This is a genomic window from Pseudomonas sp. PB101 (assembly GCF_009764265.1).
Lineage (GTDB): Bacteria > Pseudomonadota > Gammaproteobacteria > Pseudomonadales > Pseudomonadaceae > Aquipseudomonas.
On the sequence record NZ_RWIR01000007.1, the window covers coordinates 84,618 to 98,291 of the forward strand.

Consider the following 13,674-nt stretch of genomic DNA (forward strand, 5'->3'; position numbering starts at 1 on the left):
CATAGTCAATCTGCCAACCCCAGGCGGGCCGGGCCTTCTCCGCCGTTTGACATGAATGTTTTGCAAAAAATCACGGAACCCCGCGATCGTGCCTAAACTCCAAACTGCGCGGCCGGACTATTGCCCGGCCCACTGGCACCGGAACGGGCCAGACTCCCTTGTCTATTGGTACGCACATAAAGAGAACAAAGCTATGAAACGGATTCTTCTTGGTACTCTCTTCACCGCTGTATCCATCAACGCCATGGCTCAGGCGCCAGGCGGCCCGGATTGCGGTTGGGGCAACATGCTGTTCGAAGGTCAGCGTGGCACTCCGGCTCACTTCCTGGCATCCACCACCAACGGCACTTCCGGCAACGCAACCTTCGGCATGACCTCCGGCACCAACGGTTGCGCAACCAATGCTTCGCTGACCTATGGCGGCAAATCCTGGTTTGCCATGAATGGCATGATGAACGAGCTGTCCGAAGACATGGCCAAGGGTCAGGGCGAAGCGCTGACTACCTATGCCGTGGTACTGGGCGTAGCGCCGGAAGACCGTGCGCACTTCGCCGCCATCACTCACGAGCACTTCCAGCAGATCTTCAGCAAGGCTGACGTGACTGCCGAAGACGTGCATACCAATACCCTGGCCGTGCTCAAAGCCGACCCTCGTCTGGCCAAGTACGCAACTCAAGCTTAAGCTCGACCTGCCCCGCTTCTTTCGGGAAGCGGGTTTTGTTTTTTGGGTGATGCCTGCGTACTGTAGGAGCTGGCTTGCCAGCGATGGTCGTTAACGATGACGTGTGTCTACTGGATAAACGCGGCGCCTTAGAGACCATCGCTGGCAAGCCAGCTCCTACAGGGGGAAGCATCAACCGCGCCGGTCTTCATTTTTTTCAAGTTAAGTTGCCACCTATGCTCAAACGCCTTGCCTGGCTGGCGCTGTGTGCCTGCGCCCCACTGTATGCCGCACCTCACATCGACTCTCAACGTTTGCAGCAACTGGCCAACGACCCTTTCTGGATATCCCTGGGCCATTACGAAACCGCCAAGCTCGGTGGCTGGCGCAGCTATGTCAGCGACCCGAAATTCTTTCTCGCCGCAGACGGCAATGAACATCCGGACCGTGAACTCGCGGCGACCGTACAAGCCTTGTACGCCCCGGCCAGTGCCGGTGAAACACACGCTCAATGCGTCTACCCGGCCCGTACCCGCTGGCTGAAGGAACAACTCGGCCTGACCGGCCTGCCGACGCCGGCCTGCGCCGAGTTCAAACAATGGTTCAAGGACGTCTCGCCGGACAGTGCGGTGATGATCTTCCCGGCGGCCTATCTGAACAGCCCGTCCTCGATGTTTGGCCACACCCTGCTACGCATCGACCAGGCCGAGGCGAAGAGCGACAACACTTCGCTGCTCAGTTATGCGATCAACTTCGGCGCCTACATCGAGGGCTCGGACAACAGCATCCTCTATGCCTGGAAAGGCCTGATGGGCGGCTATCCCGGCCTGTTCGCAATGGTGCCCTATCAGGAAAAACTCTCGGAATACCGCAGCCTGGAAAACCGCGACCTGTGGGAATACCGGCTGAACCTGACCCGGCAGGAAACCGCGCGCATGGTCGAGCACGTCTGGGAGTTGAAGCAGATCAAGTTCGACTATTTCTTCTTCGACGAAAACTGCTCCTACCGCTTGCTGGAACTTCTGCAAGTGGCCCGCCCGAGCCTGCGCCTGACCGGGCAATTCCCGCTCACGGCCATCCCCACCGACACCGTCAAGGCCGTGAAAGAGGCCGGGCTGGTGGAGTCGATCCAGTATCGTCCCTCCCGGGAACGCGAGTTGCTCAGTCGCGCTGAGCCGTTGAACCCTGAAGAGCAGCAATGGGTGCTGAAAATCAGCGCCGATCAGAAACAATTGCAAGATCCTGCGTTCAAGACGCAACCCCGCGACCGCCAGGCGCTGATCATCGATGCGGCCTATCGCCTGGAGCGCTATCGCGCCAACGGTCAGGAACGCGACCCGGCGCGTGCCCAGCGCAGCTTCGAACTGTTGCGGGCAATCAACCAGAACCCGGCACCCGAGCTGAACATCCCGCAGCCCGGCCTGCCTGAAGACGGCCACGAGTCCCGTACCTGGCAGCTCGGCCTTGGCACCCGTGGCGATAAAGCCTTTGGCGAATATGGCCTGCGCATGGCTTATCACGACCTCAATGACAACAACGAAAGCTTTCCCCTCGGCGCGCAGATCGAAATCCTGCAATTGAAACTGCGCCAGTACGAAGGCAATGACTGGCAAGTGCAGCAACTGGACCTGGCGACCATCCGCTCCCTGACCCCGCGCAATGAGTTGCTGCAACCACTGTCATGGCAAGTCACCGGTGGCCTTGAGCGGGTGCCGGGCAAGCACGATGACCAAACCCTGGTCAGCCACGTCAACGGCGGTGGCGGCGGAACCTGGCAACTGGGCGAGAACATGCTCGGTTTTGCCCTGGGCACCGTGCGTATCGAACACAACAACGACTTCGCCGCATTCGTGGCGCCAGCGGCGGGCTTCAACACGGGCGTGCTGTGGAAAAACCCGCTGGGCAACTTGAGCGTGGAAGCCAAGGGCGATTTCTTCACCAATGGTGAAGTGCGTCGTAGCCTGAGTCTGAATCAGCAGTGGGAAATATCCCGCAATCTCGGCCTGCGCTTGAGCGCCCAGCGCGAGTTCAGCCATTTGGCGACGGCCGAGAACGAGGTGATGCTTGAGCTCAAGTGGTACCACTATTGATCGCCACGCCTGTAGGAGCCGGCTTGCTGGCGATGGCATCAGCGTGGTTACTCGGACACACCGCGTTGATCCCATCGCCAGCAAGCCGGCTCCTACAAGAATTCTTTGATCTTTCTTTCACGATCGCCTCACTCGTCCTCTCCTAGACTTCACCCATAGGCCGCCGAATGGCCCGGGAGTGAGGAATGCGCCGTTATACAAGTGTTGTGGGTGTGTTGTTGCTGCTCGCAGGTTGCCAGTCAACCCACGATGACTTGCTCGCCAAAGGTTATCCGCCCGCCTTCGCCGATGGCTTCGATGACGGTTGCAGCAGCGGCCGGCAAGCCGCCGGGGCGATCACTGGCGAATTCCGCAAGAACGTCCCACGCTACTTGAAGGATCCGCTGTACGCCGAAGGCTGGAGCGATGGCTTTCGCCAGTGCCAGGCGATGCGGGACAACCAGGACCGCGGGGATTATCGCAACAGCCATCTGGAAGAACGGGACAAAGCCTGGGAGCAGCAAAAGGATCAGGACGCCGCCCGGGCCTATCACTCGCCGTAAGTCGCTTTCAGACATCCAGTGAAACCAAATGCCTGCGACCATGGCCCAAACCCTATACCGGGAGAATTCCATGAGTCGTGCCTTCGTCAATGAAGATAACGCCGCCGCGCAAGCCGATCAGCCCGTCGAACGGCAGGTCAGCGCTCAGCCCAACTACGTCACGCCGCAAGGCCTGGACCTGTTGCAGGCTAAATTCGCCGAACTGCAAAGCCTGCACGCCGAACAATCGGCAAGGGGCGAGCAGGCCGACAAGCAGCGCCTGGCCGATCTCGAACGTGATTTGCGTTACTTCAAGCAGCGCCTGGGCAGCGCTCAGGTGGTACCCGTTGCGACGTCGACCGACAAGGTGCAGATCGGCAGTTGGGTGACCTATGCCGATGAACACGACACCGAACGCCGGGTACAACTGGTGGGCGAGGATCAGGCCGATGCGGGCCACGGCCTGATCAATTGGGGTTCACCGCTGGGCCGGGCGCTGCTCGGCGCACGACTCAACGATGAAGTGCTGTGGCAGCGCCCCGCCGGGGATCAACTGATCGAAGTGATCCGCATCGAACCGGCTTAGACGACGCCTTGGGCCAGCATGGCATCGGCGACCTTCACGAAGCCGGCGATGTTCGCACCCTTGACGTAGTTGATCCGGCCGTTTTCTTCGCCGTAATGCACGCACGCGTGGTGAATCGACTGCATGATCGCGTGCAGCTTGCTGTCCACTTCGCCACTGGTCCACGCCAGGCGCATGGCGTTCTGCGACATTTCCAGCCCGCTCACCGCCACGCCACCGGCGTTGGACGCCTTGCCCGGCGCAAACAGAATGTCCGCCTCGATGAACAGGTCCACCGCTTCAAGGGTGGTCGGCATGTTCGCGCCTTCGGCCACGCAGATGCAGCCGTTGCGCAGCAAGGTGCGGGCAGCGTCGGCATCCAGTTCGTTTTGCGTCGCGCATGGCAGGGCGATGTCGCAGCTCAGGCTCCATGGCAACTCACCGGCGCGGAACTCCAGGCCAAAACGGCCGGCCAGTTCACGGATACGCCCGCGCTGTACGTTCTTCAGTTCCAGCACCGCCAGCCATTGCTCTTCGGTCAAACCGCTTTCGCAATACAGGGTGCCTTCGGAGTCGGACAGCGAAATCACCTTGCCGCCCAGGTCCATGACCTTGCGCGCGGCGTATTGCGCGACGTTGCCGGAGCCGGAGATCGCTACGCGTTTGCCTTCCACGGCCAGGCCGCGGCGCTTGAGCATTTCCTCGGCGAAGTACACACAACCGAATCCGGTGGCCTCCGGACGAATCAGGCTGCCGCCGTAGCTCGGGCCCTTGCCGGTCAGCACGCTGGTGAACTGGTTGCTCAGGCGCTTGTACTGGCCGAACAGGAAGCCGATTTCCCGCGCACCGACGCCGATGTCCCCGGCCGGCACGTCAACGTCCGCACCAATGTGGCGGTACAACTCGCTCATGAAGGCCTGGCAGAAGCGCATGACTTCCGCATCGCTCTTGCCTTTGGGGTCGAAGTCCGAACCGCCCTTGCCGCCGCCCATTGGCAGCGAAGTCAGGGAGTTTTTGAAGGTCTGTTCGAAGGCGAGGAATTTCAGCACGCCCATGTTCACCGACGGGTGGAAACGCAGGCCACCCTTGTACGGGCCGATGGCGCTGTTCATCTGGATGCGGAAACCGCGATTGACCTGGACCTTGCCCAGATCGTCGACCCACGACACGCGAAACACCACCGCCCGCTCCGGCTCGCAGATGCGCTCCAGGATGCCGGAGGTCAGGTAATGCGGATTGGCTTCAAGAAACGGCCACAGGGTACGCAGGACTTCTTCGACAGCCTGGTGAAATTCGGGTTGGTCCGGGTCGCGTTTTTTCAGGCGCGCAAGGAAAGATTCGACGGATTCGATCATGGAAAAGTCTCGGCAAATTTATTGTCGTTGGAGGAGATTGGGCCGGACTGTAACAAACGACTCGCGCACAGGAACAGAGCAAAATGTCGCATTCATGAAATTAAATGGTGCACAGGATATAAATTAACCGAGTTTTTGGACATTACTGCACCTGAATGGGGAGATCAGATTCAAGTCATGCACCAACAGTTACACCGTCATCGCTGGCAAGCCGGCTCCCACAGTTTTCCCGGCGTTCCCACAATCCGGGCACAACACAAATCATGTGGGAGCTGGCTTGCCAGCGATGAATCCAACTCGGTCTCACTGAAAAAAAACGCAAAAAAACGGAGCCCGAAGGCTCCGCTCTTTATGCAACCCACCCGAATTCAGGCGAGTTTCTTGTGGCGTACACGATGCGGCTGGGCAGCTGCTTCGCCGAGACGCTTTTTACGGTCGGCTTCGTACTCGGTGTAGTTGCCTTCGAAAAACACCGCTTGCGAGTCGTCTTCGTACGCCAGGATGTGCGTTGCCACGCGGTCAAGGAACCACCGATCGTGAGAGATCACAATGGCGGCGCCCGGGAAGTCCAGCAGGGCTTCTTCCAGGGAACGCAGGGTTTCGACGTCGAGGTCGTTGGACGGTTCGTCGAGCAGCAGGACGTTGCCGCCCTCCTTCAGGGTCAGGGCCAGGTGCAAGCGACCGCGCTCACCACCGGACAGGTCCTTGACGAACTTCTGCTGATCGCCGCCCTTGAAGTTGAAGCGACCGACGTAGGTACGCGACGGGATCTCGTAGTTGCCGATGCGAATCTGGTCGGAACCGTCGGAGATCTGCTGGAACACGGTCTTGCTGCCGTCCAGGTCTTCGCGGCTCTGATCCACACAAGCCAACTGCACGGTTTCGCCGACTTCGATGCTGCCCGAATCCGGCGTTTCCTTGCCCATCAGCATGCGGAACAGGGTCGACTTACCGGCACCGTTACCGCCGATCACGCCGACGATGGCGCCTTTTGGCATGGAGAACGACAGGTTGTCGATCAGCACGCGGTCGCCATAGCCCTTGGTGACGTTCTTGAATTCGATGACCTTGTCGCCCAGGCGCGGACCGGCCGGAATGTAGATCTCGTTGGTTTCGCTGCGCTTCTGGAATTCCTGCGACTGCATTTCTTCGAAGCGTTGCAGACGAGCCTTGGATTTGGACTGGCGGGCCTTGGCGCCTTTGCGCACCCACTCCAGTTCTTCCTTCATGGCCTTTTCATGGGCCGACTGCTGCTTGGATTCGGCAGCCAGACGATCGGACTTGGCTTCCAGCCAACCCGAATAGTTGCCCTCGTAAGGAATACCCGCGCCACGGTCGAGTTCCAGGATCCAGCCGGCTACGTTGTCCAGGAAGTAACGGTCGTGCGTGATCGCGACCACGGTACCCGGGAAGTCGTGCAGGAAGTGCTCGAGCCACGCAACGGAATCGGCGTCCAGGTGGTTGGTCGGTTCGTCGAGCAGCAGCATGTCCGGCGCGGACAGCAGCAGGCGGCACAGGGCCACACGACGCTTCTCACCACCGGAGAGGAATTCGACCTTGGCGTCCCAGGCCGGCAGACGCAGCGCGTCGGCGGCGACTTCCAGTTGACGATCGAGGTTGTGACCGTCGCTGGCTTGCAGGATCGCTTCGAGCTTGGCCTGTTCGGCAGCCAGTTTGTCGAAGTCGGCGTCTTCTTCAGCGTAAGCCGCGTAGACCTCGTCCAGGCGCGCCTGGGCGTTCTTGATCACGCTGACCGCTTCCTCGACCACTTCACGCACGGTCTTGGTCGGATCCAGTTGCGGCTCCTGCGGCAGGTAACCGATGTTCAGCTCCGGCATCGGACGGGCTTCGCCCTCGAATTCGGTGTCAACGCCGGCCATGATTTTCAGCAGCGTGGACTTGCCCGAACCGTTGAGGCCGAGCACGCCGATCTTGGCACCCGGGAAGAAGGACAGAGAAATGTTTTTGAGGATTTCCCGCTTCGGCGGAACAACTTTGCCCAGCCGATGCATGGTGAATACGTATTGAGCCATGGAGAACCTTGGGTCAGTGACTGATGAATGATTGGAGCGCAGGCATTGCCCGGCCAGACTGTGCGCGCCGTCCGTGTGAGGCGACGCTGAAAAAGTCTGAGTCTAGGAGCTGGAACGCTCCCGCGTAACCGGCAAAGCTACCTGAATGACAGATGGCAGTCCAGCCGACGGACAAGGGCTGGCACTTCGCCACAACTCAAGGCATGCTAGCCGCCCTTCGGGCGTCCGGCTTATAGTGCACGTCGCGCCAGTCCAGCCAAACCGCAGGATTACAGCTTGTCCAATGTCCCACCGCCTCTGACTTCCAGTGCGCCCACCACAGCGCCCGGCTCCCCCCTGCGCGGCACCTTGAAGGGCACCTTGGCGACACTCGTGTTATTGCTGCTGGCCCTGCTGTTCTGGCAGTTGCTCGATCAGTTGCGCGAAACCCAGAAAAACCAGCGCCAGTACACCATCGACTACACCGCCGACCTGGCTGGGCAAGTCAGCCTGAACATGGCACTCAACGCGCAGATCGCCCTCAACCTGTTGCCGATCGTCGAGCAACCGCAGGGCGCCGATGAACTGCAGGCCCTGCTGCGCAAGCTGCAACAGTCGCTGCCGGATCTGCGCAGCCTGGCGTTGCTCAGCCCCTCGGGAAAAGTCATCAGTGACAGCGCTGCCGACAGCGATGACAGTGACTACCTGAGTGAACTGGTCCGCCGCAGCCACTCCCAGGCGCACTACTTCAGCAACGCCACCGACGGTTCCGTGGTGCATTTATTGTTGCATCAGGCCAGCGGCAGCTCCCGAGGCTACTGGGCCTTGCGCCTGACCCCCACCTTCTTTTCGTCCCTGACCAAGCAAATCGAGGCCGGTGGCCGCCCGATGTGGCTGGTGGAAAACCGCATCAATCATCAGATCATCAGCCGCGACGAAGCGCAGCCCGCGGTCAATCCGGGCACACTGACCGAGGACGATATCGCCAACAGCGTGCTGACGGTTCCGTTGAGCAGCAGCGATTGGCAACTGCGTGGCTTGTTCGACCGGCAACGCGTGCTGGAGGAGCTGCTGCCGGCGTTCATTGGCAAATGCGTGTTGGGCCTGGCGTTTTCCATGCTGCCGTTCATCGCCTTGCTGAACATGCGCCGGCGTCAGCGCCAATTGAATGAAGGCCGCCGGCGTTATCAGGACATTTTCGAAGGCACTGGTGTGGCCTTGTGTGTCCTCGACATGTCCGGGCTCAAGCTTTTCTTCGACAAGACACACCTGCAGGACAGCGAACAACTGCAAGCGTGGCTGGCGATCCCGGAACAACGCCGGCAACTGCTGCAGGAGCTGCGGATCACCGAGGTCAACCAGGTCGCCCTGCAACTGCTCAATGTCGATAACGCCAACAACGCCTGGAAACTGCTGATCGACGGTAACCCGCTGGACGGCACCGCCATCGGCAACCAGGTGCTCGACGCGGTACTCAACCAGCAGCAACAGCTTGAGCTGGAAATCAAACTGCAGGATGCCAGCGGTCGCGACCAGCACCTGTGGCTGGTGCTGCGCCTGCCGCAAACCCAGGACGACTATAAAGCGGTGATCCTGAGCATCACCGACATCACCAGCCGCAAGCTCATCGAACTGTCCTTGCAGGAGCGCGAAGGGTTCTGGTCGGACGTGGTGCGCACCGTGCCGGATCACCTGTATGTGCAGGATGTGATCAGTCAGCGCATGATTTTCAGCAACCACCATCTGGGCCAGACCCTGGGTTACAACCGCACCGAACTGCACCAGATGGGCGAATACTTCTGGGAAATCCTCCTGCACCCCGAAGACGCCGACTATTACCACCGCTCCCGCCAGGTCCAGCGCCAGGCCGGTTATCGCCAGTTGATGCAGTGCCAGCTGCGCTTCCGCCATCGCGACGGCCAGTGGCGACGCTTCGAGATTCGCGAGCAGGCACTGGCGCGGGACAAGGACGACCAGGTCACGCGGATCATTGGCGTGGCCAAGGACATCACCGACCAGATCGAAGCCAGCGAATCGCTGCGCGACAGCGAGCAACGCTACCGGATGCTCGCCGAGAGCATCAGCGACGTGATCTTCTCCACGGACAGCCGCCTTAACCTCAACTACGTCAGCCCTTCGGTGCAAGCCGTGCTGGGTTACGACGCCGAGTGGATTTTCCAGAACGGCTGGCAATCGACCATCGCCAACCCGCAACAACTGACCGGCATCTACCAACTGATGGACCGCGTCAGCAAAGCGCTGGATCAGCCGGACCAGCTGGCAGTGTTACGCAGCCAGGTACAAACCCAACTGTTCCTGTTCGATTGCCTGCGGGCCGACGGGCGCAAGATCCCGATCGAACTGCGCCTGGTATTGGTCTGGGACGAGCACGGGACATTCGAAGGCGTGCTAGGCGTCGGCCGCGACATCAGCCAGCAACGCCGGGCCGAAAAAGACCTGCGCATGGCCGCCACGGTATTCGAACATTCGACCTCGGCGATCCTGATCACCGACCCGGCCGGCTACATCGTCCAGGCCAACGAAGCCTTCAGCCGTGTCAGCGGATATGCCGTGGAGCAGGTGCTCGACCAGTTGCCGAACATGCTGACCGTCGACGACCAGCAGGAGGCCCATCTGCGCTATGTGCTCAAGCAATTGGGCCAGCACAGCACCTGGGAAGGCGAAGTCTGGCTCAGGCGCCGCAATGGCGAGCACTACCCGGCCTGGGTCGGGATCACCGCCGTGCTCGACGATGAAGGCGACCTGGCCAGTTACGTGTGCTTCTTCAGCGACATCAGCGAGCGCAAGGCCAGCGAGCAGCGGATTCACCGCCTCGCCTACTACGACGCCCTGACCCACCTGCCCAACCGCACGCTGTTCCAGGACCGCCTGCACACCGCCCTGCAATCGGCCGAACGGCAGAAGTCATGGGTGGTGCTGATGTTCCTCGATCTCGATCGCTTCAAGCCGATCAACGACTCCCTGGGCCACGCCGCCGGCGACCGCATGCTCAAGGAGATGGCCACGCGCCTGCTCGGTTGCGTCGACGATGACGACACCGTGGCACGCATGGGCGGCGACGAGTTCACCTTGCTCCTGCAACCGCGGGCCAACCGCGAAATCGCCCTGAACCGGGCGATTCATGTGGCCGAACAGATTCTCGCCAGCCTGGTGAAACCGTTCGTGCTCGAAGGCCGCGAGTTCTTCGTCACGGCCAGTATCGGCATCGCCCTGAGCCCGCAGGACGGCAACGAGCTCAGCCAGCTGATGAAGAACGCCGACACGGCGATGTACCACGCCAAGGAGCGCGGCAAGAACAACTTCCAGTTCTATCAGGCGGACATGAACGCCAGCGCCCTGGAGCGGCTGGAACTGGAAAGCGACTTGCGCCATGCCCTGGAACAGAACGAATTCGTCCTGTATTACCAGCCGCAATTCAGTGGCGATGGCAAACGTTTGACCGGCGCCGAAGCCCTGCTGCGCTGGCGCCACCCGCGTCGTGGCCTGGTGCCACCCGGGGATTTCATTCCGGTGCTCGAAGAGCTCGGCCTGGTGGTGGATGTCGGCGACTGGGTGATCAGCGAAGCCTGCCGTCAACTCAAGGCCTGGCATCAGGCCAGGGTCCGCGTGCCCAAGGTGTCGGTGAACATCTCGGCGCGGCAGTTCTCCGACGGCCAGCTCGGTACGCGCATCGCCACCATCCTCAGGGAAACCGGCCTGCCGCCGGCGTGCCTGGAGCTGGAACTCACCGAAAGTATCCTGATGCGCGAAGTCAGCGAGGCGATGCAGATCCTCGATGGCCTGAAAAACCTCGGCCTGAGCATTGCCGTCGACGACTTCGGCACCGGTTACTCATCGCTCAACTACCTCAAGCAGTTCCCGATCGACGTCCTGAAGATCGACCGCACCTTCGTCGATGGCCTGCCATCCGGCGAACAGGACGCGCAGATCGCTCGGGCGATCATCGCCATGGCCCACAGCCTCAACCTGGCGGTGATCGCCGAAGGCGTGGAGACCCATGAACAGCTGGACTTCCTGCGCGAGCACGGTTGCGACGAGGTGCAGGGCTACCTGTTCGGGCGTCCGATGCCGGCGGGGCGATTCGAAGGGCAGTTCAGCAATGATGCGCTGTTCATGTTCGACTGAATTTTTGTAGCGCCGCTACTGGCGCCTTCGCGAGCAGGCTCGCTCCCACAGTGGATTTACAGTGTTCACATATTTTGTGTGCACCCGAGAACCCTGTGGGAGCGAGCTTGCTCGCGATGAGGCCGGCACGATCACCGCTGATCCCGACATGAAGCCCACTTGTCTGCGACATGATGCCGTTTCATATGCCATCTAAAACCCATTGGGTTAGAATGCCCCCCTTTTCCGCCCCCGATCCTTGAGGACCGCCATGTTCAGCCGTGATTTGACTATTGCCAAGTACGACGCCGATCTCTTTGCCGCCATGGAGCAAGAAGCTCAGCGCCAGGAAGAGCACATTGAGCTGATCGCTTCGGAAAACTACACCAGCCCTGCGGTGATGGAAGCTCAAGGCTCGGTACTGACCAACAAGTACGCCGAAGGCTACCCGGGCAAGCGCTACTACGGTGGTTGCGAGTACGTAGACGTCGTCGAGCAGCTTGCAATCGATCGTGCAAAAGAACTGTTCGGCGCCGATTACGCCAACGTTCAGCCGCACGCCGGCTCGCAAGCCAACAGCGCCGTCTACCTGGCCCTGCTGTCGGCTGGCGACACCATCCTGGGCATGAGCCTGGCCCACGGTGGTCACCTGACCCACGGCGCCAGCGTTTCGTCCTCGGGCAAGCTGTACAACGCCATCCAGTACGGCATCGACGCCAACGGTCTGATCGACTATGACGAAGTCGAGCGCCTGGCCGTTGAGCACAAGCCAAAAATGATCGTGGCCGGTTTCTCTGCCTACTCGCAGATCCTCGACTTCCCGCGCTTCCGTGAAATCGCTGACAAGGTTGGCGCTTACCTGTTCGTCGACATGGCCCACGTGGCCGGTCTGGTCGCCGCTGGCGTCTACCCGAACCCGGTGCCTTTCGCTGACGTCGTGACCACCACCACCCACAAGACCCTGCGCGGTCCACGTGGCGGCCTGATCCTTGCTCGCGCCAACGCCGACATCGAGAAGAAGCTGAACTCCGCGGTATTCCCGGGCGCCCAGGGCGGCCCGCTGGAGCACGTGATCGCCGCTAAAGCGATCTGCTTCAAGGAAGCGCTGCAGCCTGAGTTCAAGGCTTACCAGCAACAAGTGGTGAAAAACGCCAAAGCCATGGCTGGCGTGTTCATCGAGCGCGGTTTCGACGTGGTTTCCGGCGGTACTGAAAACCACCTGTTCCTGCTGTCGCTGATCAAGCAGGAAATCTCCGGTAAAGACGCCGATGCCGCTCTGGGCAAAGCGTTCATCACCGTGAACAAGAACTCCGTGCCAAACGACCCACGCTCCCCGTTCGTCACCTCCGGCCTGCGCTTCGGCACTCCGGCTGTGACCACTCGCGGCTTCAAGGAAGCAGAGTGCAAGGAACTGGCCGGCTGGATCTGCGACATCCTGGCCGACCTGAACAACGAAGCGGTGATCGATGCCGTTCGTGAGAAGGTCAAGGCTATCTGCAAGAAGCTGCCGGTATACGGCGCTTAATAAGCCCCGCTAAATCACAGTTGAGAAAACCGGCACTTGTGCCGGTTTTTTTATGCCCGTCACTTACAACTCCAAAAACTGTAACTTCCTCACAGACAACAACACCGAATAAAACTTAAAATCTTGTAACACACCAGAAATCCAGATTTTAAACCTTGATGATAGTCTCGCCCCTGACAAGCAACGAATAATCCGACTCGCTCACCACAAATACGAGGGTTATTCATATATCAAGGAAGAGATTATGTTCATAGATCGAACTCAATCGTTCACCGCTCAACTTTTTGTCGATAACAAACCTATTGCCACGGCTCGAAAGGTTATAAACAAACTTCTTGAAGAACTAGACACTGGAGAAGGCTGGCACGAGTTTCATCGTAACGCTCGCAAACACGACCCACTGGAACTGAGCTACAGCGAAGGTGTAACACCCGAAACTTTCTACTTCGCCTATCATGACGATGTATACACCATCCGAATTAAAGGCGTTAACACTCTTTTCCAGGCAACGGCAAGCATGGAAGGTGCAACTCGTAATTTGAGCATCTTCGAAGGAGATGATCCCACTTACTTCCGCATCATTAACAGCTCCGGCAATGTTGTAAAAATGGACGAAATTCCGGACGCAATCAGCGAAATCTATCTTTACGCCGGCCCACAACGTCGGCCAGTTAAATCCTATTCCGGACCACCCACCTTCCCGGTTCTGACCGATAATCCAAGCCGCATCGGGACCCCTCTGGTTTTCAAGCTAAAAATCATTGAGCGCAACCCCAGTGATGCATCTTGGTTATAAGTACAAAATGCCCGCAAGCAATTG

The 13,674-nt window shown here is 59.8% G+C and carries 9 protein-coding genes; 7 read left to right on the top strand and 2 right to left on the bottom strand.

The genetic code is table 11. The annotated features are described in order from the left end of the window. The first annotated feature begins 193 nt into the window (after positions 1 to 193). The 4 genes from EI969_RS01835 to EI969_RS01850 all read left to right on the top strand — a co-directional run bounded on the left by EI969_RS01835 (position 194) and on the right by EI969_RS01850 (position 3,858). Positions 194 to 682 (top strand): DUF3015 domain-containing protein, encoded by a 489-nt coding sequence (locus EI969_RS01835; protein WP_160385668.1) that lies wholly within the window; start codon positions 194 to 196, stop codon positions 680 to 682. Positions 683 to 897: 215 nt separating this feature from the next. Further along, a complete protein-coding gene (locus EI969_RS01840; protein ID WP_160385669.1) occupies positions 898 to 2,751 on the top strand; it encodes a DUF4105 domain-containing protein in 1,854 nt (617 codons plus the stop codon). 185 nt (positions 2,752 to 2,936) lie between these two features. Further along, the gene (locus tag EI969_RS01845; protein WP_160385670.1) at positions 2,937 to 3,293 is read left to right on the top strand and encodes a hypothetical protein; all 357 of its coding nucleotides are present in this window, start codon (positions 2,937 to 2,939) and stop codon (positions 3,291 to 3,293) included. Between the two features lie 70 nt (positions 3,294 to 3,363). Next, positions 3,364 to 3,858, top strand: coding sequence for a GreA/GreB family elongation factor (locus EI969_RS01850; RefSeq protein WP_160385671.1), 495 nt, complete (start codon positions 3,364 to 3,366; stop codon positions 3,856 to 3,858). On the opposite strand, the gene gdhA is transcribed toward EI969_RS01850, so the two are convergent. Both gdhA and ettA read right to left on the bottom strand, forming a co-directional pair. After that, positions 3,855 to 5,192, bottom strand: coding sequence for an NADP-specific glutamate dehydrogenase (gene gdhA, locus EI969_RS01855; RefSeq protein WP_160385672.1), 1,338 nt, complete (start codon positions 5,190 to 5,192; stop codon positions 3,855 to 3,857). The two genes, EI969_RS01850 and gdhA, sit on opposite strands and share 4 nt — an antisense overlap. A 368-nt stretch (positions 5,193 to 5,560) precedes the next feature. Then, a complete protein-coding gene (ettA, locus tag EI969_RS01860; RefSeq protein ID WP_075948376.1) occupies positions 5,561 to 7,225 on the bottom strand; it encodes an energy-dependent translational throttle protein EttA in 1,665 nt (554 codons plus the stop codon). Between the two features lie 276 nt (positions 7,226 to 7,501). On the opposite strand from ettA, the gene EI969_RS01865 reads away from it, so the two are divergent. The 3 genes from EI969_RS01865 to EI969_RS01875 all read left to right on the top strand — a co-directional run bounded on the left by EI969_RS01865 (position 7,502) and on the right by EI969_RS01875 (position 13,650). After that, positions 7,502 to 11,350, top strand: coding sequence for a bifunctional diguanylate cyclase/phosphodiesterase (locus tag EI969_RS01865; RefSeq protein WP_160385673.1), 3,849 nt, complete (start codon positions 7,502 to 7,504; stop codon positions 11,348 to 11,350). A gap of 250 nt (positions 11,351 to 11,600) precedes the next feature. Further along, a complete protein-coding gene (glyA, locus tag EI969_RS01870; RefSeq protein WP_077185842.1) occupies positions 11,601 to 12,854 on the top strand; it encodes a serine hydroxymethyltransferase in 1,254 nt (417 codons plus the stop codon). 244 nt (positions 12,855 to 13,098) lie between these two features. After that, entirely contained in the window at positions 13,099 to 13,650 is a 552-nt protein-coding gene (locus EI969_RS01875; protein WP_178120510.1) for a hypothetical protein, read from the top strand. Positions 13,651 to 13,674: the final 24 nt, after the last annotated feature.